Source organism: Lacrimispora algidixylanolytica, from assembly GCF_003609635.1.
GTDB lineage: Bacteria > Bacillota > Clostridia > Lachnospirales > Lachnospiraceae > Lacrimispora > Lacrimispora algidixylanolytica.
The window spans coordinates 153,883-180,017 of record NZ_MCIA01000031.1; the positions used below are offsets into that span (position 1 = coordinate 153,883).

Below are 26,135 nucleotides of genomic sequence, written 5' to 3' on the forward strand. Positions count from 1 at the left end.
TTCACTCTAATGATGATCTACAATGTATACGTATCTTCCACCAACTCTTGGCGAATGGAAGTTTGGCATCCAACCATGAGCACAGAATTTAGAATTAGAATCAATACCAGCAATTACAATACCCTTTCCTTCATATCTGGTATTTGGTAACCAGGTCTTACATTCTTTTTCTGGATACTCTCCAGTTAAATATTTCATTCTTGCAAGAAATACCATATATCGTTCTATGCTTATATTTAACTTTTCATCATCTTTATACTGTTTTGAGATTTCACGTGGTGTGCGATCTAAAAAGTCTGGCTCTGGACTCTTCTTAGTAGAAAACCAGAAATCAGCATATTCTGTATTTAATGTTACTAGTGGATCATGAAAGGCCCAACAATCCATATGAAACATCTTTCCAAGGGTTACTACATCAATTCCACTTGGTAAACACAATAATATTTCATCATTAGCCTCTACTTCTTTTATCTCTTCTTCTGTAAAATAAGGAAGAGTCAAACGAAATGGTTTTCCTGTAAGAGTTTCAATCCCCATATTTTTATACCAGACTTCCATCTCATCTCTTACTTTTTCTGGTGTGGTTAATACTTCTTCACTCTGTAGTGTATGCAGTAAATCATTCTTTACAACAAAACCATCTTTGATTAACTGCATTACTAAGTTAGTTCCTTTTTTTTCATCGATCATCAGGTATCTTTACCTCCTAAATAATTAATCATATAGTTAGCTACTTCATACATATCACCAACGATACCATAATCTGCATGTTGAAATATACTTGCATATGGATCATTATTAACTGCAATAATCTTTTTCACATGTTCGATTCCCTGCATATGTTGAGGGGAACCAGAAATTCCAAATCCAATATATATATCTGCAAATATTTGAGTACCTGTCGAACCGATTTGACAATTCTGAGGGAGAATCTGCCTATTTATAAGTTCTCTAGTCCCTCCTATTGCAGCATGATTTAACAATCTTGATAACTTTTCAAATAGATCCATATCTGATTTATCGTGAATACCGTTACCCAATCCAATAACAATCTGCGACTTATCCAAATTAATGGATTCTAGTTCTTTCATTATCTTAATTGCCTGATTATCTCGGATTAACAATATTCTATCTGTAATATCATGAATTTCAGGAAATGTAAGATTTCTTTCTAAGTTATAAGTTCCTTTTTCATCTAGTATTGTTGCCATCACTGGTCTTGATCTGTGAACCGAAATTTGGGCATAAGCATTATTGGAGAAAACTGTTCTAACCATATTAATCCGTCCAGAATCTTCATCATATTTAAAGTCAGAACAAGCAGCACATAGCCCTGTATGTAAACTATAAGCAACTTTAGGAAAAAGAATCCTATAGCAGGAACTATTAGTGGCCCAGGCTACTTCTGGGTTGATTTCTTTCAAAAAGCATACCAGATTATCTATTTCCTCCTTGAGAAACAGTAGTTTATTTTTTTCATTTAAGGTCACAAAGTAGATTTCATCTACTTCTATTGTTTTTAGATACTCAATAAAACTTTCAGAATTCTGTTCCATTACAATTGCTATAATTCTATATCCATATTGCTTCTTTAGCATTTGCGCCATATATAATATCTTTTGTGAATTCGATGTGGGTACTCCATCTTTGTGTTCAATAAATATACATAATTTTTTCATAGGCTTTCACCAAGAATAACCTTCATAAGCATCCCCATCTTTTCTTCACTAAAAACTATATTTTGCTGTTTTCTTCTAGTAACAAAATTCTTTTCATGAAGTGATATTACTTTTGTATAAGATCCTTTCTGCCCAACAACTTCGTCTTTGACTTTTAAGTCTTTACTTGTTAATATTTCAACCTCTTTAGATTCAGAATCTATAATATTTTTTATCGCTGGCAAGTTAACATAGTCTTTTGGACCTTGTGTTACTGTGCACAGTAATTTATCCTTTTCCGTCATCTTTACTCTGTCGGATTCCACCTCACAAGTCACTTCAAAACAATCCTCTTTACGTAGTATTTCCACAATATTAGAATAAGAAGAAACTCCTAATGCCATTGCTAATGAATGAGGGACTTGACCAGTTTCACTGTCCAACGTTTTATCCCCACAGAGAATCATACTATAATCGGAGAAATAGTTTCGAATCAATTCTCCCAATGCATAGGAGGTCGCATAAGTATCAGAACCTGCTAGTGTTTTACTTGATAATAAAACAGCTCTATCCACTCCATAAGAATATAATAGTCTAACCTGGGATTTTGCATTTAATGGTCCCATAGAGATTGTAATCACCTTGAATCCATACATCTGCTTTAACTTCATAGCCCATGCTAAAGCCATGAGATCAACAGGATTATGAAACATATCATTGCTTCCGCTATTGGCAGATGTCTTTCGTTTTTCCAAATTATAATTCTTTACTTGTTTTACGCAAACAATAATATACATATTTTTCTCTCTTTCAAACAGATCTTCAGCCTTCTAAGTCTTCTGTACAACATCTTACAATTTCTTGACTTATCTTCTCTTCTTTAATCGCTATTTTACGTATCAGGTCTACTACATTATCAATGTAACCTTTCTTTTTTGAAAGAACACTTTTAACATACAATCCTTTAAAAGAATCCCAGCTGGTTCTAACCTCCGCTAATTCCGATATAACAGAAGAAAATAGTTCTGTTTTGTGTTTTTGATTAAAATATTCTAAGCCTTTCATAAAGTTATGCCGACTATTACATACTTCTGTAACATATAATAAAAAGTATGATTTCGACACTATCTTAGCTACTTCTTTCAGATCATCTGTATCCCAGCAGTGAAGGATATGATCCGCGAGTTTGTTGATATCCTCTGTTTTATTCGGATTATTATTCCGAAAAACACGAAAAAAGTATGCAAGTTCATCTTTATATCCTTTCCCCACTGCATTGTTATTACTTAGTAAAATTAGCTTATAGTATTTATCAAACAAATACTGTATATCAATCCTGCAAAGTCCCTCAGAATGAAACGAACCATCACTACATATTAATTCATGATTCTCTTCATCAATATCACAAATCAGAAAGCAGTGTGGCCGGATTTGAAAGTATTTATTCCATGGAACTTCATTTGAGTACATGGTAGCTACTACTGGGTTTTTTTTATCTAATTCTTCTGTTATTGTACTTTTGAATGTCTCTATATCATCGAATCTGCACAGATTTAAAGATATGCCACAAATATCGGTCCATACATCTCCTCTATCATATCTGTTACCAACACCAAAAGTCATCTCCTCAAAAGTGTCTGGATGTTTACTTTCATTAATAAAATTGAATTCCGTCCAAAATACTGGCAGATAATTAACTTGCCAGTATTCACTTACCGGTCCTAAAACATTATTCTGGTAACAGTCATACTTTCCATAAAACTTAGGTTTTATATCAACCAACTTAATCACCTGACCTAAATTAATTTTTATTAATAAGTTTACCTATTACATATTCAATAAAAGAATCGACTGTAGAAAACTTAAAAGCAGATAACATTTCATCTTCAAATTCAATATGAAATGTTTCTTCTAATTCAAGAATCATTTTAACAAACATAATTGACTCTATTAAATTAAAATCCATTTTACGATCCACTTCAATAAATTTACTAATAATAGACAATACTTTTTCTTTTTGAGTATTATTCTCTTCTATCATTGTTACCTCCTCAATGTTGTAAAGTATTCTACCTATGGTAGTTTTATAGGAATATCAAGTCCAACTGTAATTGGAACACATTTTCCCATAATATCAATGTTTATGATAGCTTTCCGCCGAGAGCGGTCAATTTTCTTAATAATGCTCTCTCTACCTTTTAGTGGTCCTTTTATCACAATCGTTTTATTCCCTTTTATCAGACCTGTTGATGCTTCAATGCAATAATCCATGTTACAAAAGCTTTGCAACATAGATTTTTCGTGTTCCCTCATAACAAATTCGTAAGAGTCACCATATTTTAAAAGTTTTAATGGGGCATCGTAGTAGTGGATAAATTCCTTAATTATTGAAATAAATTTCACACCATCGAGCTTACTCTCAACAAATACATATCCTGGGTAAAGAATTTTATTTTCCATTTGTATATATCCATTTGAATATTTATGAAATATTTCCAGCTTTGGTAAGAATGGAAGGATTATTTCTTTATTAAAGTATGTTTGAAGTTGATTTATCACCTTATTCTCATACCCAACTTTAACAAAAAGAACATACCAATCATTCTCCTTAGTCTCTTCTTTTACTCTAATATCGTCCAATTAAATAGCTTCGCCCTTTCACATTATTCATTTTTAATGAAATCATGTTACCAATAATAATCTCTATAATCCTATCCTTCCCTCAACGCGCCAGGCACCGATTAAGTTAAGATAGTACTTTCTAGTACAGTTATATTCTACAAGATATCTCAACCTTTTTGAATATGCTATAGCATAAAAAAAATGTGCATTATAGCTTCGAACAATATAGGCTATAGCACATTTCTCTAACTAGTAAATTATGGTATTCTTATATTCAAGAAAGCAACACTTGGCAAAAATAAAATTATATTAAATATTCTTTTAAAAGTTCTAGTATTTTGTAAATTTTTATTATACAAATACAATGGAAGGAGTGTTGAGTTTCTCAATGTATAAAATGTTACCAAATACTTTTAATATTAATGTAGGAAACCGAATACGTAATAAACGAGAAACCCTTGGTTATTCAAGAGAAAAACTTGCCGAGCTTGCTAATATGAGCGATGGTTATCTTGGTGAAATTGAACGAGGTACAAAAGGGATATCATCATTTTTTTTATACAATATTTCCGTTTCCCTTGGTATTCCTATGGACTATTTCGTTACTCCTGATCAAGATACAAATAACGTCAAGCCAAATGAGTTACAAACAATTCTAAATATATTACATAAAAGTAAAGAAACTGATTTAGTACTTATAGAGAAAATAATGCGTGCAATAGTAATTACTGACTAGCTATTACAAATATGCATTTTTTGATTCTAAACACTTGTTTCTTCGAATCCGAAATCTTGTATAATTTGAAAGTTAGATATGTTTTCTTAACACTACTTTGTTATCACATTGAGTCATCTTTTTTTATGATATATCAGCTTTAATACGAAAGTATTACTATGTCTTAATGAGTTTTTATGTAAGGGTTATATATATATTCCTCCATAAAATCAGCTAAAGATATACTATTTAAAATACCCAAAAAAAAGATATAACCACACGAAATAATTAATTATTAACCAACTTTCAACATAACGTATAAAAGCTAGAACCTAATTTTTGTTCATCTGTAATGCTTTCTGAAATTATTAATTTATTCTTTTCATTTGGGTTAATTAGAGTTCATAAACCAAGAGGTCTCTCATATATTTTTATAAAGAGATATGCATACTTAACCAAATTTTATATTTCTTTTCTTCGATTCAAATTAACAATTGAAAAGACATTTAATATAACTTAATTAAATTACATTATAATATTAAAAATCTAAGAATGAATAATTCAAAACAACTATGATAGGAGATATGTCATGTACATTTACTGTTTGCCAGAACTCCTTCCTTGGGATGAAACTGATTCAAAATTGTTAAAATTTGTTTCATTGCAAAGATTAAAAAGGATTCAAAGCTATTATCTTGAAAGTGATAGAAAACTTTCCTTATACGCCGCCTTACTTGTACGTCAATGTCTAAGTACTATTTCTGGATTATCGGCCCTTAATCTTGTTTTTGGATGTGATAAAAATCATAAACCCACTTGCCTGACGAAAACTTCATTACATTTTAATTTATCTCATACTCAAGGCTTTATATTATGTGGAATTTCTACACATCATCCAGTTGGTATTGATGTAGAAAGAATTACCTCTGCTCCCTTCTCCATTATGAGAAGATTTTTTCACCCTATGGAAATTCAATATGTTGAAGACGCTCCATTCAGCGAACAGGATAACAGATTTTACGAAATTTGGACTAAAAAGGAAGCCTATACAAAACAGCAGGGAACAGGACTTGTACCTAATCTATCAGAACTAAATATACTTTCATCAGACATTCATCCGCTTCTTCATACCTGGAAGTATAACAACTATGTATGTTCAATTTGTAACAATTCAAATAGTCCTAATAAGATAACTTATATTCAGGAATCTGAGATCAGAAAGTATTTCTTACATATGAGCTTGTAAAATACCAAAAAAGATAATAAATGAGTTGAGATTTTCAGAAAGTCTAGTTATGTTATTTCGAAAAAAAATACAGGTCGCGATAGGTTATTTGCTAACAAATAACCTATCGGCACCTGTATTACCATAAACTTTATTTACTAAGTACCTTTCTTCCTTATTTAATAAAAACTATTTTCATTTCTTTAAAATTCTCATTAAAGAAGAAACATCTAATAAATTAACTGTCTCAAATTTTCCCTTATAAAATACTGCCCAGTTATTGAATACACAAGGTAATTCTTTCGCTTTCTGCAATGTGTCTAATAGTCTTAACGATAACGGAATTTTGTTCAAGTTACAATACTGTTCGATTAATTCTATCCTTTCGTTGATAAAAGGGCATTGCATATCATAATAGATTGTAAGTTCTTCGTTTTCGATTACTTCCTTTTTAGCACTTTCTGTAATTTTAGGAGTTGTCCCATCAAAAGAAAGTGCAAGCAGTTCATATCCCCCATCTGTAGAGTCTACAACTTCAAATCCAAACCTTTTTGCAAAATCCTGATTTGAGAGCCAAGCTTTTTGCTTTTTGGAACCTAACATACAAACTCCAGATTTACCCTTTTCTTTTGTATCTTCTATACAATATTCCATTAACTTTTTTCCGTAGCCGTTTCCTTTTTGACCACTCCACAAACAATAAATGTAATGAAAATTATCACCTGTAATAGGAACCCAAGCTGTTTCAAGAGGTGCATATTCTATAAATACCGGTGCTTTTACATTTAACTTTCTAAAAACATGACCTTCCTTTATTCTCTCAGATAGCCATTTCCGTTTTAATTCGATACCTGGATAAGGTTTTTTACTGCGTATAATACAACTTAAATGTTCACTATCAATGTTCTCACTCGTTATGGTTATAAACTCTGCATCCATATTAACCCCTCATTAATTTATTTAATTTTATTGATATGTTGTTAGGACTATTCACACAATCTATTTTTTTCTTAGGTCATAACGCTATAATTTACATACTATATTAACATTAATCACCTAATTATACAACAACCGATTATAAACCTTAATTAAAATTTCACATTTCACTCTACCAGGAGGCAGTAAAATCAAATCATTCATATGTCCATTGTTTATGCCATCTGGAAGGCCATCACGGATTTATTTATGCCGATGCTTACAAAGGATGCCCCTCTTGCGGGGTGAAGTATTCCCAGGAACGCTCTGTCTCTATGTCCTTTAAACTCATTCATTGCGTACACAGGCACTGTGTCTTTACCATTGATCAAGAACTCCGTCATTTCTTTTTCAATGACCGTTATCTTCTGGACTATCTCTTTCAGGCTGTACGCAGCGTTGTACTCCGAATGTTTCACAACATAAACAAATCCAAAAACTTTGTCCCCGGTTTTATTTGTGTTCTCCACTCGTTTGGACGTCCATTGGAATGGAATCCTCATATCCATTGCCTGATTTCAGAAGGTGGCTTCTCTGATGATGGCTTATGGCGGTCTGTGAAGCATTTTAACTACACCCTTTTAAGGAAATCTTTTCAGACTGCACTTTTGAAAGAACTGGAATCACGGATCGGTACTTCTTTCAAGAAAACAAAGGCTTTCATTTATCGCAAAGATAAAAATGGTTTCTACGTTTATGCCAAACCCAATCTCTCCGATGCCGATACTGTAATCAAATATATCAGCCGATATCTTGGCCGTCCTGTCATCGCATTGCACCGTCGTCAAAAACATGACTGACTCTGATTTGCTGGATATGCATTACTTACTTATCGAGCATGATGATCTTGATGACGATGAATCTGAAGAAGGTTTTTATATTGACCTTTTTTAGCCACCGTCTATTTGTTGTTCCCGCCTCTGCGCGGGCTATTTTATTTAGGGGCTAAACTAAGGTCGAACTTTCCTATTACAGCACAAAAAAAACATAGCTTCCTTCTTGACGAAGAGCTATGTCTTTCTTGTGTCATTTACTCAATTTAGTTGCAGGCTTCTAACGAAGCAAAACCTTATTTCTGCCCCAACGGCCCCTCTTCTTGCCGATGCGCTTCGTTTTTACCCAACGTCATTTTACGGCCCGCCTTTATTAGCAATATAATAGCTAAAACGATAAACGGAAGTCCTCCAATAAGGCCGGTGATTGCCGGGCCAAGTAGTGGGTTATATCCGCTCTTTGCAAAAATGATTGGCAGTGCCGCACCCGCGTTCACCGTTGAATGGATCATGGCAGCTGGAATGACGCTTTCCAGTTTGATTGATATATAGCCTTCGATAATTCCAAGCACAACGCAAAAAACGATCATGGCCAGAATGCCGAGCCATGGATAGCCCCAATAACCGGTTCCGTAATTGTGACCCATCACAATAACGGGCAAGTGCCAGATCCCCCATATTGCCCCTGTTATAATTAACGCGGTCCTGTCAGATAAAAAAATGCGCAGTTTGGGGAGCAGATACCCTCTCCAGCCAAGTTCTTCACCCATGGTGGGTATGATATTTACAATCGGGCCGATAACAACAAAAATCAGAGCTTGAACAATTAGCAGTGTGGACACGTCAAGTCCCTGTTTACCACTTGAAGCAACCATCCCTTTTAAATTTGTAAGCTCCGGGTCAAACGAACCGGGGAAAATCAGGAAATAAAGCGCTCCGCTCAGAACCAACAAGACTGTCGGGCCGAAGTACAAAAGCAGATACTCTTTCACATGCCCCTTGAAGTGGGGGCGAAGATACATATTCCCAAATCCTTCTTTTGTTATAAGCCGTGTTAATAAATTGGATAGCGCAGGCATAAACATAGCGACTGCCAAAATTACTGCCGCCGCCCCGCTTCCATAGGTGAGCCCACAGATCGGTACCAGCAAAAAAACGATCCAAGCAAGGATGATTGTAAGCGCAATAAATATAATCAGTCGTTTTTTTGCAGTCAATTTTTCGTGTTCCATAGTAACATTACTCCTTTTTTATATTATTCGCAGTTATGTTGAAGCTTTTTAGTTATACTCTGAAAACGCTGCTCATCTGAGAGAACTGAAAACACCGGATTATTAACGATTACATCAGACATGCTTTTCCTGATTGTTTTTTCATCCCGCGGAAGATCTGTTCCCAGATCGAGCTGATCCAGCCATCCGTCCAGACGGTCGAAAAAAGCATCGCCATGTAAGAGCAGGGGATAAATATCGCTTATTACAATCTCGGTGTACTTTTGCAGCATTTCAAGCGCCTTATCATAATTTTTCTGAGCAATAAATCCCTGCGCGGCTGAAATATAAAGGCCGACCAGGACACCGGGATGCAGATGCCTCATGTCAAACGTTTCCGCTACGACAAGCGAGCGCCGCAGTACCTCGTCGAATTTGGATGGGACATCCGCACATAGCATAAGATATGCGGGAAAGAAGTTGAACAGGACGACGATGTTCTGAAACATTCCGACCTGCAAAACGGATTTCGCCTCCTCGGTGCGCCCCGTCATTTGGTAAGCGGAAGCCAAAAGCGATTCAGGGGGCAGCGCAGGCGCGACTGATCCATCAAGCAGCTCCAGCGCGGTATTGGCATCACCGGAAATGAGGCTACACAGGGCTTCCATAAACAAAGACTGCCTGGTAATCGATACATCATCGCATTCCTCTCTGATCCGGATAAAAAGAACCTTGGCTTCTTCAGTCAAAGATGCCGTTTTTCGGGGGTCTTTCAGCAATTCTACATGGTTGATCATCAGTATTCCCAGATTCAGCAGCAGCGGAAAGCATGAATAGTATTTTTTAATTGTTTTTCGGCAGTCTTCCATCACCGAATTAAACGGTTTTGACGCAAAATCAGCCGACAGGTTTCGGTACAGCTTTTGAATATTCTCTTTTGTCATCTGCGGGTTATAATCTATCAATTCGTCAATGCTGATGTTAAAGAACGCAGCCAGCTGTGGAAGAAAGGTTACGTCCGGATAACTTTGACCCGTCTCCCATTTGGAAACGGATGCCTTGGACACGCCAATGTAATTTGCAAGCTCATCCTGGGTGATGCCCTTTTCCTTGCGCTTATTTACAAGCACTTTTGCAATATTAATTTCCTTCATATCAATCACCTCTGACTATATTTTAGTTGGTAAGCAGAAAGAAATCAATGGATTTGCAGTTGATATCGGTTAAAGAAATCAACCTATGCGATACTTTTAGCCGGAGCTGTTGTTATATCGCATTAGATGGGGTAAATAGTACAACAGATAAACTCAGCTTAACGGCATAGTTTGTATATAAATCAGTGGATGCCATAATTAATGCCCTCCACTGGTTTCGTACTATTATCACCCATCTGTTTTTTCTCTTTACCACAATACGTCATCATTATCACCGCTTCAACATGCCTTGAGTAGACAATAATGATGTTGTCAAGACATAGTTACTCCTTGGTGGCAGATTATTTTTCTTTTTCATCCATTGGGAGTTCTTTATACATTGGTACTTTCTCTAAATCATTATCCCAACTTGCTTTGCTTGCACAGTAGATGTGCCCTTGTGGTTTTATGTATATGACACTGTCAATACAGCCTGCGGGAACAACCAGTAGCTTTCCGTCAGATTGAATATTAGGTAGTGCCGATCCACATTCAGTGCAGAAGCTTTTTATGTGTCCCTCTGAATGGTAGTTAAAAGTTTTCACTTTATTTTGACCTGACAGCCATCTTAACCTGGCTGTTGATGAAAACAGATTGGCTGCATGAGCTGAACCTGTATCCTTACGGCATCGTCCACAATGGCAAAGAAAAAAATTTTCAAAATCACCTTGTATTTCAAAAGTAACGATACCACAAAGACATGATCCTGTGTATATCACAATCAAAACTCCTTTCAAAATCTAGTATTTTTATATCAGACATAGTTTGACAATACATTCTGCATGCAGCAGTGGTCGTGAGTTATCCCAATACGCAAAAATATTTACAAGCTAGAATTTTTGAAATTGTTCATTTTACAAGTCTTTGTTGTTTCACGCAGAAACGATATCTCCATAATTCGATTCGCACATACCCTCTTTAACTTATCCTTACACAGTTCTAAATAACAGATGCTCCTTAAGTTAATTTTCATCTCTTAAATCTTTTAACAGTCCTTCAAACCATTGAACATTTACTAAATGATGAGAAAGTGAATTTTCTAACATTTTTCTAAAATAAGTCGGAATAGTTTCAACATGCCGAATAGATTGTTCTAATAAAGAAATTTTCTTTTTTGTTTGTTCAATTTGTATTTCTATTAGTTTTGTTAGCTCCTCATTTTTATATTCATTAGTAAATAGCATTGCTACATAAAAAGATAAATTTATATACTCTGTCTTAGAACCATACTTATACATCAATTTTTCAAATTCCCTATCTCCTAGTTCAGTGATGATGTAATTATTCGTCTCTCTTGTATTGTCTGATTGGTTAACTTTTTTAATATATTGTTTTTCTTCTAATTGTTGAAGATTGTAGTAGAACGACCCTTTAGTGAAATTTACTATATATTTATAGTGTCTCTCTTCCATTAAGGATAATAATTCGTATCCGTAAGAACCTGGGTTTTGTTTTAATAAACCTAAAATTAGTAATGGTATCAAAAAAACACCTCATTTATGCTCTTCATGAAAATTTTATTAATAGTTATTTCATAATTATAAGGTTTAATCATTGTTGATTTGCATAACTTGAGATACAAATTCCTCATATGATATTTTTCCTAATGCAAACTCCATACTTTTTATATATATCATTTCTGTTTTGGTATGTATTCTAGCATGACTAAGATTTATCAACTCATTTTCATTATTTAACGGATTCAATACATGTTGCTTAGTAGAAAAGGCTTCAAAATATCGTAAACCAAATTTTCTTTGAGAAATTGCATCAATATGAATACCATCAGGATTAGAAGTTAAGCCTGATGCTGTGACAAAGTAACAATTATCTTGTTCAAAAGCAAATTTTTGTAACTCTTGATTGATGAAATTATATTCAGTACAACTTTTTCCAAATCCTTCTTTGCCTAAAAAATCCCCTAAGCCACCAATAATAATTGGAATATCTGGAGAATTCAACTCCTTTCTAAGAGCCTCAATAATTAACAATAACTTTTTATAATATACTTTGTAGTTACCATTAGCACTATCACTTTCTCCTTGATGCCATAGAATTCCTGTTAAATCACTGCTTTGCATAACAAATTTAGCTTCCGTTATTGCATGTCTAAAAAGCACTTCGTCTGCAGCCCACTCATCCAGTGTACTTCCACCTTCAGCACAAGGAATTAGACCAATAGTATCTTCTTGATTTTGACGACACCATGCATCTGCAAATGAACCGGCGAGACTTATTCCTGAAACTGGACGATCATAATTGATGGGCTCAGTCATCATCTGCCATCTACCATTACGTAACATTTGTATTCTTTCATTATAAATCGGGGGCACCTTATGAATAAACCCTCGTCCAGCCATATTTGACTGTCCTATCATTAAAAACGATTTTATCATTTTTTTCATCCTTTCTTTTGTTTAATCTTTATGAATAAATGCTTCCATTTCTAATAAATGTTAAGTAGTTACTTATTTAATTCATTATTAGTCTAATTAGACTAATTGTCAACTATATTTTTCTTAGAAGTAAGGCCAAAATATATTTTAGACGATGCAGAGAGATAGACTTGTGTCAATATCATTTAACTTCTGCTACTGAGTATCAGACAACTTCATGAGCCGCCTGGGGAGTCATATAATTGATTGCACTATGAATTCTTTTTTTATTGTACCAGAATTCAATAGATTCAAATACTGCTTTGCGGGCTGTATTGAAATCGGGGAATTTTTGATGATTTATCTCTTCTTTCTTTAATAATGAATGGAAGGATTCTATGCAGGCATTGTCATATGGGGTTCCTTTTCGACTGAATGAGTGAATTATATGTTTGGCTTCCATCTATGAAGGTCCATAACGGATGCAAGATAGGTCCATCCCTCTTTAGCTGTAGAAATATAAGTGATGTCTGTACACCACTTTTGATTAATACTGGTTGTTCTGAAATCACGGAACTGAAACTATACTTTGCGAAATCGCATCATATGAAATATGATCCAGGCGGGCCTTGCGCTCTTCCCTTAAACGATAGTAACAATTGGCTGTAGTAAGTTCATGCTGGCTACACCATTCTTTGACGGAGACTCCAGCAGATCTGTTTTGACATTCTCGGATTTGATCAGCCCATTGCTGAAGTCGATATTGCCTGGCCACCAATAACGTTGTTGAATTCATAGACACTCCTCTTATAGATAGCAATTCGCTCCCACTGTTTACACTATGCCCAGATATAACACCTGATCGCCATATCATATTTGTAAAATTGATTAATTTCTTTGATTTAATTCTCTTTTTTAAAACGTCCGGGAGATATACCTACTGAATGCGTAAATTGTTTTGTAAAGGAATAGGTATCACTGTATCCGGTAAGTATAGCAGTTTCTTTAATAGGAATGCCGGATAAAAGCATGAGTTTAGCGTGCTTGATACGCTGTTCAATGCGATATTGAGACGGTGAGGTTCCAATATATTTACGAAAGTGTTTTCTGAAATTCTCATAACTCATATTTATTTTAGCAGCAACCTCTTCTAAGGAAATCTCAGAGCTGATTTCTGAAGTCAGTAACTGGCAGGCTTCTTCCATAGACTTCTTGAATAAATCTTCACCAGAATTCCTATTTTTAGATATCAGTATTGCTAAAAGTAACTCCTGAGCCTGAAGAGATAAGAGAGGTAGATCATAATCATCTGCCTCTTTTAATAAGGTTAACAGTCTAGATGATTTCTGAATGGTAGTATCTTTAAAACCACCTTTTCCAACAGGTGTGTCAGTAGGTATAAGATTCAGACTGTTTAGATAATTATAGGTTGAACGGCCGAAACTGATAAAGAATTCAAGCCAGTTTCCATCAGGGACAACTTCTGTACTGTGGATAACCCCTGGGATTCTTTGTACAAAATCACCTGCTTGGATGGGAAGCTTTTCATTGTCAGCAGTATAATAAAATCCGTTACCGGATAATAATAGAAAGCAACTGTAATAATCGATAAGAAAATCATATTGAGATTGATCCTTTGTTGGTTTTGTCATATAACCACAGGCTAATATCCCGTTCGTGAAATCTGTTCCGATGCAACGATAAATTACATCTTTTTTCATTTCAAGCTTCATAAGCATCCTTTCTATCTTTTGATTACCAATTTGGATAAAAGATTAACCAAACAAAACATTTAGCAATGGACTATCTCATTTTATAATAAGTGTTAGATTAGTACAAGTAATTAAATTATGATATAACCTTACCAAATGTGACAAAGAGGAGGACATTATGAGCAGAGATTGGGAAAATCAATATGTAACACAGAAAAATCGTTATCCGATACATTCACCCTATGGAGCATATGAAACAGTGGAACAGGCATTAGAGTGCAATCGATCAGTTTCAAAGTATGTACAAAGTCTGAATGGAATGTGGAGATTTATGCTATCAGAAAGTCCTTTCAAAGTACCAGAAGGATTTCAAAATATTGATTATGTAGATACAGATTGGGATATGATACCGGTACCTTCCAATTGGGAAATTCATGGATATGGAAAACCGGTGTACACGAATATGTTATATCCTTTTGAAAGAGAAGGAGCTGATTCACATTTTGAATTGGAAATTGCAAAGGAACAAGTAGAACTAAATGCACCTTATGTACCAGAGAAAAATCTGACGGGGTGTTATCGCACTACTTTTGAAATTCCCGATTATTATGAAGGTAAAGACATATTGATTGAATTCGGAGGAGTTGAATCCTGTTTTTATCTCTATGTAAATGGCATTGAAATTGGATATTCACAGGACAGCAAGTTGGATGCTTCTTTTGACATTACTCAAGCGGTTAAAAAGGGCACTAATGTTCTGGCAGTAAAAGTTCTTCAATTCTGCGATGGTACTTATCTCGAGGATCAAGATTATTGGCATTTATCCGGTATCTATCGTGATGTTAGAATTTGTGTGAAAGCAAAGCAACGTATATTTGACTATAAGATTGAAACCTTATTTGAGAATGGAAACTTTAAAGAGTCAGAATTGAAAATTACGCTTGTTCCGAATAATACAGTAAGAGGTTATGGAGAAAGCTTTGTTAAATTAAGCTTATATAATGCGAAAAAAGAATTAGTTACTACACTACAAAGTGAGCCTTATGCAAAATGTGGCTTCTATTTGATGCCCAAGTTTACAGCAGTTACATCTGTTAAAGTAATGGAACCAAATTTATGGTCGGCTGAGGATCCGTATTTATATACTTTGGTTATGGAGACCATTGATGGAGCCGGAAATATCACAGATATAGAAAGTTCAAAGGTGGGCTTTCGTAAAATTGAAATCCTTAAGGATGGGGTCCTTTATATTAATGGAAAACGTCTCATTGTACGAGGTGTTAATCTACACGAATTTTGCCCTGAAACCGGAAGATATATTACAGATGAATATATGCGCAAACAGATTATCTGTATGAAGCAGTTGAATTTTAACGCCGTTCGCAATAGCCATTATCCACATGTGAACCAATGGTATGACCTGTGCAACGAACTTGGGATCTATCTTGTTGATGAAACGAATCTTGAGACACATGGCTATGGTGGTCAGTTAAGTTCCTCTCCTGAATGGACTGCTGCTTATATGGAACGTGCTACTCGAATGGTTCTTAGAGATAAAAACCATCCTTCCATAATTCTCTGGTCCCTTGGTAATGAATCAGGGTATGGTATGAATCATGCTGCTATGTATGGATGGATCAAAGAATATGATAAAACCAGATATGTTCAATATGAATCTTTTAATCCTGGATCAAATATTACGGATATTAACGTACCGATGTACCCTTCAAAAGACTGGATCGAAAGAAAGATGTCAGATATGACGGATTTAAGGCCTTTCATCATGTGTGAATATGCCTATGCAAAGAGTAATAGCAATGGTAATTTCATGGATTTTGGGGAATTGGTAGATAAATATTCTCGTTTTCAAGGAGGATTTATCTGGGATTTTCAAGATAAGGCATTGACACAAAGAAAGGAAGATGGAGCCAGGAAATATGTCTATGGAGGAGCTTTTCATGAAGCGATTGTGGATCCCGTAGAAGATATGTGTCTGAATGGAGTAGTACTACCGGATCTCACTTGGAAGCCAGCTGCCAATGAGATTAAGAATTGTCAGTCACCAGTTAAGATTATTAATTATGTACATCCGCATTATGGCAGTGAATATATGATGATAAAAAATAACTACCAGTTTATGAATCTCAGTCATTTAAGGTTTACCTGGGAGTTGGAATGCGAAGGTAACATAATTGAACAAGGAGAACTAAAGCAATATTTAACCGCTGCAGGAGAAATGGAACTTCTGGAACTACCGATGACACAGAATAAAATCTACGGAGAAGCTTACCTTAATATTAAAGCAGCATTAAGAGAAAATACAGCTTATGCTGAAGCGGGCTATGTCATTTATACCTCACAGTTTCCGATGGAGCATTCTGTATTTACAAAGAAGGAAAGCAACATATCTGGTGAAAAGATTGCCATGAAGGAAGTAGAAGATGAAATTATCATCACCGGACTGAATACTGAGATTTGTTTTAATAAACAAACCTGTACTTTTCAAAAAGTAGTACTGAAAGGAAAGGTGAGAATGACGGGCGGTAAAGATAACTTCTACAGGCCTGTAACTGGAATTGATGAAGGTACAAAAGATTCAGGGAGAAATTATGCCAGTGAATGGAAACAAGAAGGACTCAATAATCTGATAATAAATGTATCAAGTGTTAAAACAGCCGTAACGGATTCACAAGTATTTATTTTTACTGAAGTTTGTTACCAAGATGGAAAACTGAAAGTATCTTCACAATATAGGATTGGAAGTGAAGGCATCGAAATTAATAAGACAGTAGTTAATAACTGTTCATCTAAGACAATTCCGAGAATTGGTCTTACCTTTGTTCTTCCTGCTGACAATAATCATATAACCTGGTTTGGAAGAGGTCCCTGGGAAAATTACTGTGACAGAAAAACATCAGCAATGATTCGTTGCTATAGCAGTACTCTCTCTGAGCAGTATACCCCTTATATTAAACCGGTGGAGTGCGGCGGAAAAGAAGATGTAAGATATCTGACCGTAGGTAACAGGGAAGGACATGGATTGTATGTTTCCGGTGCCGAACCATTCCACTTTGATATTCATGACTATTCAATCGCAGCGTGCGATGCTGCTGCTTATGAGGATGAAATTCTAAAAGATTATAAGATTTATTTGAATTTGGATTATAAACATGCCGGCGTAGGCGGAGATAATGGCTGGACAAAAAATATACATCCTGAATATTGCATCGGGAAAGGATTTTATCATTATCAATTTGTAATTGAGGCGATATAAAGAAACCTTAGGTGAAATTGCACGTTTCGGAAATGGTGCACGTTTGCAAATATATGCGATTACGATTAACCTTTTAAGTAGAATGTGTAGACCTATTATATTAGCAATTGACGATAACTGCGAAACCTCCTATGTCATCCGTGGAAGAGCCAAAAAAGCGGGGCCGAAAACTGCATTTTTTAGCCCCGTTTTTTGCTCATTTTTAGTTCAAAAACCACAACTTGTTGTGGTCTAACCCCTATTTTTTCTTATCCAAACCACAATACGTCATCATTATCACCGCTTCAACATGTGTTGATACGGTTATTTGGATTCCTGTAAAACACAGTTCGGATCTAGCGAAAGCCCTATGCTCTATCCTGCATTTTGCCATGCACAAGTACTTATTCGTACAGTAATTTACATTATATCTTCTTTTTCAACGTTGTGCATTGTAAGAAATCCGCAAAGCAGAGAAACACCTAATAACAAGACTGGTAGAATTGTATTTCCCCTTAAAGACAAGTCTCCTATGTTTCCATTCATAACGAAAAACAATAAAAAAGAAGAAATAATTGCTGCCTTTGATGACCTCATCTTTTTCCCTATATACAAAGTAATAAAGCCCAGGGACACTGTAAGAATCGTCTTTAAGATAATCTGTATATAAAAACTTACACTTGTCATATCATAACCAAGCGGAAAACCGTCCTTTACCAAGGAGGTCAAATACAATAGTAGATAAATCAGCAGTTTTCCAAGGAAAAGAGCTGCTACACAGATAATCCATACTGCCATCATTTGAGATAGAATTATTTTTTTCCTGGAGATGGGATAGCTAAACATAAGGCTCTGAGTTTTATTTTTATATGCCTTGATAATAAAGGAAGACAGCATGGCTGAAGTAAAAATCAAAAATGAAAGATTGGTAAGCAAATCAATCTGCACTGCCATATTCTCTATTTCCGGTACGGAATCCGGTATTCCTGCTTCAGTATCAATCGGAACTAAATAGCACATGGTAAATAAAATAAGTCCAAGAGCTGCAATTACAATAGCCTGATTTATAACATATTTATTCGTATCATTCTTCTTCCATTCCAGCCGAATTAATTTCCACATTCGCTCTCACCTCCTGTCACTTTCAGAAAATACTCTTCCAAAGACTCCGACTGGGAATGGAACCCATGAATTTCAATCTGATTTTCTGTTAACGCCTTCATTATCTCCTGGGACGTGGCTTGCTTGGCATAAACTCTGATACGATTGTCATTTAACACTTTAAAATTTGAAATATTAAGACGTTCTGTAAAAATATAAGACGCCTTTGCTGTCTCCGGTGTTTTAATTTCCAGATACTCAAGCCCCTTTTCCGAAATCTCTTTCATAGAAATTTCTCTTACCAGCCTGCCTTTGTGAATGATTCCTATGGTATGTGCAATGCTTTCGATTTCAGAAAGCAAATGGCTGGAAATAAGAATGGTCATTCCATACTCTTTGCACAGCATCAGGAACAGATCACGGAGCTGTTTCATACCTGCCGGATCAAGGCCATTGGTGGGTTCATCCAATACCATAAATTCCGGCTTTGTAAGAACGGCTCTTGCAATACCCAACCTCTGTTTCATTCCAAGTGAAAATTCCTTCACCTTTTTTCCTCTAGTATCTGACAGAGATAGTAGGGACAATGCCTTTTCCACGCTGCCGGGACTGTAATAGCCCATATATTCACAGTGGAGTTTTAAATTTTCTTCCGCCGTCAGTTCATTGTAAAACACCGGAAACTCAATCATACTTCCCATACGCTTTAAAAATGAATATGAATCAGGGAGCAGTTTCTCACCAAATAAAATGATATCTCCTGAAGTTGGTTTCCACTGGTTGGTGATCATCTTCATCACCGTTGTTTTACCTGCGCCGTTTGGCCCAAGAAAGCCATAGATTTCTCCTTTTGCGATATGCATGTTTAAATCGGATACAATGGTTTCTACACCAAATTGTTTGTTTAAATGATCTGTTGTTAAAATTGTCTGCATTTTGTCACTTCCTTTCCATATCCAAAATTCTAGCATGTGATTTCTTCAAAACTCTTGAATAAATCTTACGAATTTCTTTCGCGCAAAAAAAGTTTCAATAATTGAACTGCTGGAGTTTTAAAGTGAATATGGTTTCCTCATTCTGAATACTCTTTAAAGTTAGTGTGCCATTGATTTTTTCTGCCAGACTCCTTGCTATGGTAAGACCTAACCCATTGCCTTGGATCTCCCGGTTCCTGGAATCTTCTAACGTATAGAGACGATCAAATACACGGGGTATTTCTGAAGATGCAATGCCCTTCCCATGGTCAATGACATCCACAAAGACAAAATTGTCCTCCCTTCGAAGGGTCAGTCCCAGGTAATGCCCTGCATCTCCATAACGGACAGCATTGCTAATCAGATTGTTAAGAATACGCCCCAATGCTTCCCGATCCGCATAAACAAACACAGGAGGGTCGGGAATGTTTATGTTCACTTCAAATTCTTTCTCAGTTAAAATATTATAAAAATCAATAATGGTTTCCCTGCAATATTCATTTAAGTTTATTTTGGACATAGTTAGTACCGTATCTCCTGCTTCCAGTTTGGCAAGTGTGAAAAAACGGTCAATCTGTTCCTTTAATTCGTTGGCTTTATGAGAAACCTTTCTTATCTTATCCTTTTCAAGCGTTTCCTGCATCAAAAGCATTTCCAAGTAACCGATGATAACGGTCAGGGGCGTCTTCAAATCATGAGAAATATTAGAAAGCATTCGTTTGGTGTTTAATACCGATCTGCGATAACCGGCATTTGCATTTTGCCTGTCTTCCAGCGTGCGATTGATCTGTTCCAGAAGATGTTTGATTTCCTTATCTTCTGTAAATATCATCACTTTTTCATCCGTATTTTCATCTAAAATCCGTTTCAGTTCATCAGCAATATTTTGAACTTGTTTTAAAATCTTTTTATTTAATAGGGACATGAATTCACTCCTTCAAACTTCCCAGCTTGTATCCAATTCCCCAAACGGTAAGGATATATTTTGGCCTTCTGGGATCATCCTCAATCTTTGTGCGAAGACGGCTAATATGAACATTAACGGCATTTTCATCACCCAAATAATCATCCTGCCATATGGAAGAATAAAGCTGTGCCTTGGTATAAACCTTTTTCGGATTGGAAAGAAGCAGACGAAGAATTTCATATTCCTTAGCTGTTAAGTCCACTGCCAGCCCATTTTTGTGCACTGTGTGACTTTCCAGATTCATCTCCAAATCTCCTAGACCAAGACAAACAGAGGTAGCTTCCCCACCGGAAGAATACTGGGTGGTACGCCTCAAATTTGCCTTCACTCTGGCAAGCACCTCCGTAAGAGAAAATGGTTTCGTAATATAATCATCCGCCCCCAGTCCCAATCCAAAAATCTTGTCTGATTCCGTATCCTTAGCGGACAAAATTATAATAGGAACCACACTTTCCTTTCTGATCCGTTTCATGACCTCCAATCCGCTGATTTTGGGCAGCATTAAATCCAAAATCACCAAGTCATAAAACCCGTTGAAAAATGTATTTACTGCCTGCTCTCCATCAAAGCAACTTTGGACTTCAAAACCTTCCATTTGAAGAAAATCGATTAACATCTCACTAATTTCTTTATCGTCTTCCACCAATAATATTTTCATCTTTCAATTTTCCTTCCTAGCAAGTACAGAATAATATCAGAAAAATGAAAATATTCTGCATAAATAAAGCTATTGTTTCCATGTTTATAATAACTGATTCCGGGATTATATATGCTATCATCGAGTTACATCATCCGTACCAAGAGTCACAGAATCATCAGCTTCCCTAATCTCGTTAGAAAATTCAGGATTACGAATCCGACCAACAATAATGATTGCTACAATGTAAATGGTAAATGTAAACACAAATGGCAGGCGGCGGTCAATGCTTGATAACCAGCCGGCTAAGTAGCCAAATGGTGAGGCAAATGCAATGGTAAAGGACATGATCAACGCATTAATGCGAGCACGCTCCTTTGGATTAATGTTCAATTGGAGCAAGGCATCTTTACGCGGCACCACAAGGGCACTGGCTACCGCCGCTACAAAAACATAAATAATAATAAACGGCATACTGCCGATGGGACTGAGTATCAGAAGAATCGAGCAAGCCGCATATAATACCAGACCGATCCACATAGGTATCCGGAATTTCACAGATTCCAGACGGTGCTGTATTCCTATCATGAAAATCAGCATCACAGCCGCATTTAGAATAGGGAAAAAAGCCAAATAACGATCTGCTATGCCCAGTCTTTGTGTTACATACAAGCTAAAGAAGTTGGTATTTACAAGATTTGTTATATGTAAAATCACAGAGACAAAAAGGACTTTCATAATTTCTTTATTTATAAGTACTTTGGGTATCAGATCCTTGTATTCAAATAACATTTGTAACACTGAGGTATCTTTCGTTTCAGCCATACGAATCTTTCCTTGCCGTGTTTCCTCACAATGCCGAAAAGTAATAATCACCTTAATCATCATGTTTACAGCAAAGATAACATATAAAACACGGACAACCGGAACCACGGTAAAGGAATTAATGAACAATCCTGAAATTGGTGCAAAAAAGATAGCAACCAGACCACCTATATTTACCCAGGTATATATTCCTAATAAATCCTTGGAATCTGTATCTTCAATCAATAAGCAATACCATGCGGTCTGGTTAATCTGTTCAAAACTGTTAAACAAAACTGCAATTAAAAAGAGCCAAAAGTTACCCGATATTGCCCATACCAGGCAAGCAATTCCCCAGCCAAAGAAATCTCCCATCATGGTCGTAAATTTCCGCCCCAGCTTATCAGTGATGATACCTCCAAAGAAGGAAAAAAGAACCTGCACAAACATAGCAATCGACAGAATCAGTCCGATTTGAACGTCAGTGATTCCCTGCGTGTACATGTACAGTGTAGCAAAAGGTGCGATTAAGTTATATGGAATTCCCCATAGAGGCTCCATTAAGATTAGAGTTCTTGGATTTCCTTTGTTATTTTTTAATAACTCAATTAAAGGGTGCCTTGACAGTGCTTTTATTTTTTGTGCTGTATTCACTGGCTTCTCCATTCCATGGTTTATATGACTGCTTCAACTGATGCATGTAAAAATCACCAGTTTAAAACTGATTTTAGTGATTTTACATCTAAATCTTTTTGTTTTGCAATATGCTCATAATAGTTCAAATATTAGTTGTATACTTCAATATAAACTTCAGGATGACTATCTATATCTTGTTGCTCCATATCATCTAAAAACAAAGGAATCGACCATTCTTCGTCACCATCAAAAGTAATAAACCATTGTAAACCATTATCATAGTAATTAAATGAGTATGCCAAGAACGTCCATACCTCACCTTTATTATGCGTTGTACCATCGTAATCAATAAAGTCTTTTATAACACGATATTTATGGCCATTATATAGAAATCCTCTTTGTTTTCCTATATTTTCAGCCTTAAGATCACTCCAAAATCCAATTTTCTTTGGCCCAGTCATTGATACACCTCAATTATTTATTGTACATAATCTTTATGAGAAGAATATCACCTTACATACCCATTTGCTTATTGAATCGCAATATGATTGATCTCATATTCCATATGTTGAAATATCTATGTATCCGTCCTCAGATACTTCTACACCTTCCGAAATAAGAAGTTCTCTTTGAGTAGCTGCATGTTTATTATCTGTAATTGATATCTTACCTTTCGAGTTAACGATACGATGCCAAGGAAGATTGTACTTCTCAGTCATTGAATGAAGTACCCTGACTACCTGCCTCGCTCCTCTGGCATTTCCTGCAAGTCTTGCAACCTGTCCATAACTCATAACCCTCCCATATGGTATTCCCTTTATTATTATGAGAATTTCCTCAGTAAACTGTGTCATATAAAACGTATCTCCTTATTTATTTTAAGGTATCCCAATTACTATCAGAAGCATCTATAATAGCTTAACCAAATACTTATAACTTTCTTGTATTATATATTTCTCAATCTTAGTAGTCAAACGCATATGCAAAATCGGCTTAATTTAAATTTGTCAATGACTTATATGGAAATATGAAACTGCAAATTCTAATCCTACGTAGGTCTAAACTACACACGCTATTTCTGAAATCAGTCCTTTGCACTGTTTCCAAAGAGCATAGAGTTTAGACCTTAAAAACATAAAAACCGTCTCAACATGCATTGAACGGTCGATAAAGAAGCCACCTAAAGCTGGTGGGGCCTTGGCAGCAGGGTATATTTCTAAATTTGTTTTTTTAAACGTTTCATAGTTCCAAGCAAACGCTCTTTTGCTCTTACGGTATAGTAAAATTTACCGGTTATCATCATGAAATAGTGCACTAATAAAAATCTTTCGATACTGCTTCTGTCGCTTTATCAATAAAAGCAGCAATTTTGCTAGGACTTTCCTTCATTCCACTCTTAACCCACTTTTTTATTATGGCAATACTGCCATATGCGGTAAATGTATACCATTTATCAAATAAGTTTGGATCAAAATATTTAACTTCTTTCATCCATTTATCAATATTTATATCGTGGCTGATATAAAGAATACGTTCTAATAATTCTTTGTCCCCATTCTCTGAAAATAATACTTCACATATATTACTATTTGCTTTTATATACTTGCAAATTTCATATGATAGTTTTCCAGACGCTTCAAGGTTCATAGTATGTTCCACAACCTGTCTGATTTCTTCATACAACTCATCTCCAATATTGGATAGAAGTTCAAACTGATTTGCATAATGCGAATAAAAAGTATTGCGGTTTATATCTGCTTTCTTGCATATATCTGTAACTGTAACTTTGCTGATCGGATGCTCTTTCATAAGTTCCAGTAAACTGTTTTTTATAACCATCTTTGTATATCTCACTCGTTGGTCAGCTTTTTCGTATGCCATAATATCCTTTCTAGATAAATCAGTAAACGAACAACACTTATACAATTTGTAAGTTATCGAACGTAATGTTATCGAACTGGCTGTTGATTAAGTAACACTGTGTTAGTATAATATATTTGAACGTTCAACTCAATCATAATTTTAAACGGAGGTAAAACAATGGGAAGTATAACGCTAGTTCCTGTATGGATGATTCAAGATATTTTAGTTTTAATCATTGCCACTTTAATGGTTTTTTATATAATTAATAACGAAGAGCGTCCAAAGGTTGTATTAATGCAATTCATATGCTTTGTCTTTTTCTACGCCGCAGCCTTTGAAAATGTTGCTGTATTTATGGGGTCTATTGGGAAAGAAGGTTTTTACTCATATGGACGCAGTATCCTAATGATATTCAATGTACCAATAACGGTTCCAATTATCGAGTTTCTTATCATTTACTCAACGTTACGTGTTTTGAAGACCATAAATATACCGTCATGGACTAAACCATTCATTACTGGGCTTACTGCTATGATTTTTGACTTTTCACTGGATCCAGTGGCAGTAAAACAAATTTTCCAAACTTCAGAAGGAATCATTGGCAGGTGGAGTTATTACCCGATCTCTGGTGAACCTGTAATATATGGGGAACCTGTCATGAATTTTACTGGATGGATCTATATAGCCGGATACTGGACTATATTTATTTTAATCGGTGAATGGTGGCATAAAAAGAAAGGCTACAGTAATCTAATTGGTTATCTATATCCATTTTTGGCTTCCATCCTTTCTCTAATTTGTTTGGTTTCACCTATATCCAATTTCTTTAATTATATGGGACCATTTTTCAACAGAACGTCTAATATGCAATGGGTAATGTTAGTTTCTCTTTCTGTAATTTCATTGGGAATTTTAGTGTTAGCTTTCGTCAAGTTCTGGGATCGTCGGTTTGTTTGCTCTTTGAATTTCAGAAAAGATTTTCCTATTATGTTTACTTTCCTGGGTTTTCCTTTGATTAATACCTTATTTTGTATTTTGGGTGGGTATATGGAGGTACTATGGCTTGTTGTCCTGGCAGAATTGTTATTATTGATAGGCTGGTGTGGAATTTATATTTTGAATAAAAAGTTTTTTCTAAGAAATTAAGTATTCCCAACAAGTTAGATAAATATTTCAATAAGTAAGCAGTAAGGGCTTGCTGCCTGTGTAGAATGTGTGGTGTGTGTTAAGCCCTTAGCTACTTTCTAAGATAAAACGGATAGGAGGTTACCCATTAACTGAGTAGCCGACATTTCATACCACCGTACGTATCGCTCGGTATACGGCGGTACCATAGTTTACTTAGTAACTTGCCAATAGTAATCAGAAAAAAATATAACCCCTAATTCCTTTAAAGTAAATATTATCTTCCGTTCTTACAGTGCAAAGCCCAGCAAAGCGT

Annotated in this window: 26 protein-coding genes and 1 pseudogene; 5 read left to right on the forward strand and 22 right to left on the reverse strand. The window is 35.5% G+C overall.

Annotated features, from left to right (window positions below; genetic code table 11):
- Positions 1-6: 6 nt before the first annotated feature.
- Genes BET01_RS15785 through loaP form a run of 6 tightly spaced genes read right to left on the reverse strand, consistent with a single transcriptional unit; the run spans position 7 to position 4,298 of the window.
- Positions 7-690 (reverse strand): hypothetical protein, encoded by a 684-nt coding sequence (locus BET01_RS15785; protein WP_120197771.1) that lies wholly within the window; start codon positions 688-690, stop codon positions 7-9.
- On the reverse strand, positions 690-1,679 hold the full coding sequence (locus BET01_RS15790; RefSeq protein WP_120197772.1) for an electron transfer flavoprotein subunit alpha/FixB family protein: 990 nt from the start codon (positions 1,677-1,679) through the stop codon (positions 690-692). Before BET01_RS15790 ends, BET01_RS15785 begins: the two co-directional genes overlap by 1 nt.
- Positions 1,676-2,455, reverse strand: coding sequence for an electron transfer flavoprotein subunit beta/FixA family protein (locus BET01_RS15795; RefSeq protein ID WP_120197773.1), 780 nt, complete (start codon positions 2,453-2,455; stop codon positions 1,676-1,678). Before BET01_RS15795 ends, BET01_RS15790 begins: the two co-directional genes overlap by 4 nt.
- Positions 2,456-2,480: 25 nt before the next feature.
- Complete coding sequence (locus BET01_RS15800) at positions 2,481-3,440, reverse strand: hypothetical protein (protein ID WP_120197774.1); 960 nt, start codon at positions 3,438-3,440, stop codon at positions 2,481-2,483.
- Between the two features lie 19 nt (positions 3,441-3,459).
- A complete protein-coding gene (locus BET01_RS15805; RefSeq protein ID WP_120197775.1) occupies positions 3,460-3,699 on the reverse strand; it encodes an acyl carrier protein in 240 nt (79 codons plus the stop codon).
- A gap of 32 nt (positions 3,700-3,731) precedes the next feature.
- Positions 3,732-4,298, reverse strand: coding sequence for an antiterminator LoaP (loaP, locus tag BET01_RS15810; protein WP_120197776.1), 567 nt, complete (start codon positions 4,296-4,298; stop codon positions 3,732-3,734).
- Positions 4,299-4,668: 370 nt separating this feature from the next.
- Here loaP and BET01_RS15815 point away from each other — a divergent pair, with 370 nt between their 5' ends.
- Both BET01_RS15815 and BET01_RS15820 read left to right on the forward strand, forming a co-directional pair.
- Positions 4,669-5,016 carry a helix-turn-helix domain-containing protein gene (locus BET01_RS15815; protein ID WP_158585082.1) on the forward strand — a complete coding sequence of 116 codons (348 nt, stop codon included), beginning with the start codon at positions 4,669-4,671 and terminating at the stop codon, positions 5,014-5,016.
- 568 nt (positions 5,017-5,584) lie between these two features.
- On the forward strand, positions 5,585-6,241 hold the full coding sequence (locus tag BET01_RS15820) for a 4'-phosphopantetheinyl transferase family protein (protein ID WP_120197778.1): 657 nt from the start codon (positions 5,585-5,587) through the stop codon (positions 6,239-6,241).
- Positions 6,242-6,415: 174 nt separating this feature from the next.
- On the opposite strand, the gene BET01_RS15825 is transcribed toward BET01_RS15820, so the two are convergent.
- Positions 6,416-7,159 carry a YoaP domain-containing protein gene (locus BET01_RS15825; protein WP_120197779.1) on the reverse strand — a complete coding sequence of 248 codons (744 nt, stop codon included), beginning with the start codon at positions 7,157-7,159 and terminating at the stop codon, positions 6,416-6,418.
- A gap of 266 nt (positions 7,160-7,425) precedes the next feature.
- Between BET01_RS15825 and BET01_RS22605 the strand changes: the two are divergent.
- Positions 7,426-7,992 (forward strand): annotated as a pseudogene (locus BET01_RS22605) (IS91 family transposase); the annotation flags it as partial.
- Positions 7,993-8,264: 272 nt separating this feature from the next.
- Here BET01_RS22605 and BET01_RS15835 read toward each other — a convergent pair.
- The 7 genes from BET01_RS15835 to BET01_RS15870 all read right to left on the reverse strand — a co-directional run bounded on the left by BET01_RS15835 (position 8,265) and on the right by BET01_RS15870 (position 14,480).
- Positions 8,265-9,200: a CPBP family intramembrane glutamic endopeptidase gene (locus BET01_RS15835; protein WP_120197780.1), complete on the reverse strand. Its 936-nt coding sequence runs from the start codon at positions 9,198-9,200 to the stop codon at positions 8,265-8,267.
- Between the two features lie 23 nt (positions 9,201-9,223).
- Positions 9,224-10,333, reverse strand: a complete 1,110-nt coding sequence (locus tag BET01_RS15840; protein ID WP_120197781.1) for a helix-turn-helix domain-containing protein — start codon at positions 10,331-10,333, stop codon at positions 9,224-9,226.
- Between the two features lie 341 nt (positions 10,334-10,674).
- On the reverse strand, positions 10,675-11,091 hold the full coding sequence (locus tag BET01_RS15845; RefSeq protein WP_120197782.1) for a GFA family protein: 417 nt from the start codon (positions 11,089-11,091) through the stop codon (positions 10,675-10,677).
- 243 nt (positions 11,092-11,334) lie between these two features.
- On the reverse strand, positions 11,335-11,856 hold the full coding sequence (locus tag BET01_RS15850; protein WP_120197783.1) for a PadR family transcriptional regulator: 522 nt from the start codon (positions 11,854-11,856) through the stop codon (positions 11,335-11,337).
- A 63-nt stretch (positions 11,857-11,919) separates the two neighbouring features.
- A complete protein-coding gene (locus BET01_RS15855) occupies positions 11,920-12,777 on the reverse strand; it encodes a sialate O-acetylesterase (RefSeq protein WP_456298619.1) in 858 nt (285 codons plus the stop codon).
- 196 nt (positions 12,778-12,973) lie between these two features.
- On the reverse strand, positions 12,974-13,210 hold the full coding sequence (locus BET01_RS15860) for an integrase core domain-containing protein (RefSeq protein WP_408610173.1): 237 nt from the start codon (positions 13,208-13,210) through the stop codon (positions 12,974-12,976).
- Between the two features lie 439 nt (positions 13,211-13,649).
- Positions 13,650-14,480, reverse strand: a complete 831-nt coding sequence (locus tag BET01_RS15870) for a helix-turn-helix domain-containing protein (RefSeq protein WP_158585084.1) — start codon at positions 14,478-14,480, stop codon at positions 13,650-13,652.
- Positions 14,481-14,637: 157 nt separating this feature from the next.
- Between BET01_RS15870 and BET01_RS15875 the strand changes: the two genes are divergently transcribed.
- Positions 14,638-17,733, forward strand: a complete 3,096-nt coding sequence (locus BET01_RS15875) for a glycoside hydrolase family 2 TIM barrel-domain containing protein (RefSeq protein ID WP_120197787.1) — start codon at positions 14,638-14,640, stop codon at positions 17,731-17,733.
- A gap of 399 nt (positions 17,734-18,132) precedes the next feature.
- Here BET01_RS15875 and BET01_RS15880 read toward each other — a convergent pair whose 3' ends face one another.
- From BET01_RS15880 to BET01_RS15915, 8 genes are all read right to left on the reverse strand, one after another.
- Positions 18,133-18,834: an ABC transporter permease gene (locus tag BET01_RS15880; protein WP_120197788.1), complete on the reverse strand. Its 702-nt coding sequence runs from the start codon at positions 18,832-18,834 to the stop codon at positions 18,133-18,135.
- Positions 18,822-19,748: an ATP-binding cassette domain-containing protein gene (locus tag BET01_RS15885; RefSeq protein WP_120197789.1), complete on the reverse strand. Its 927-nt coding sequence runs from the start codon at positions 19,746-19,748 to the stop codon at positions 18,822-18,824. The genes BET01_RS15880 and BET01_RS15885 overlap by 13 nt, the downstream gene beginning before the upstream one ends.
- A 94-nt stretch (positions 19,749-19,842) precedes the next feature.
- Positions 19,843-20,712, reverse strand: coding sequence for a sensor histidine kinase (locus BET01_RS15890; protein WP_120197790.1), 870 nt, complete (start codon positions 20,710-20,712; stop codon positions 19,843-19,845).
- A 4-nt stretch (positions 20,713-20,716) separates the two neighbouring features.
- On the reverse strand, positions 20,717-21,412 hold the full coding sequence (locus tag BET01_RS15895; protein WP_120197791.1) for a response regulator transcription factor: 696 nt from the start codon (positions 21,410-21,412) through the stop codon (positions 20,717-20,719).
- A 117-nt stretch (positions 21,413-21,529) separates the two neighbouring features.
- The gene (locus tag BET01_RS15900) at positions 21,530-22,849 is read right to left on the reverse strand and encodes an MFS transporter (protein WP_120197792.1); all 1,320 of its coding nucleotides are present in this window, start codon (positions 22,847-22,849) and stop codon (positions 21,530-21,532) included.
- 131 nt (positions 22,850-22,980) lie between these two features.
- Complete coding sequence (locus BET01_RS15905; RefSeq protein ID WP_120197793.1) at positions 22,981-23,292, reverse strand: DUF3601 domain-containing protein; 312 nt, start codon at positions 23,290-23,292, stop codon at positions 22,981-22,983.
- 93 nt (positions 23,293-23,385) lie between these two features.
- Positions 23,386-23,685: an MGMT family protein gene (locus tag BET01_RS15910; RefSeq protein ID WP_120197794.1), complete on the reverse strand. Its 300-nt coding sequence runs from the start codon at positions 23,683-23,685 to the stop codon at positions 23,386-23,388.
- 460 nt (positions 23,686-24,145) lie between these two features.
- Positions 24,146-24,712, reverse strand: a complete 567-nt coding sequence (locus tag BET01_RS15915) for a TetR/AcrR family transcriptional regulator (RefSeq protein WP_243117249.1) — start codon at positions 24,710-24,712, stop codon at positions 24,146-24,148.
- Positions 24,713-24,871: 159 nt separating this feature from the next.
- Here BET01_RS15915 and BET01_RS15920 point away from each other — a divergent pair, with 159 nt between their 5' ends.
- On the forward strand, positions 24,872-25,840 hold the full coding sequence (locus BET01_RS15920; RefSeq protein WP_120197795.1) for a carotenoid biosynthesis protein: 969 nt from the start codon (positions 24,872-24,874) through the stop codon (positions 25,838-25,840).
- The last annotated feature ends 295 nt before the right edge of the window (positions 25,841-26,135 follow it).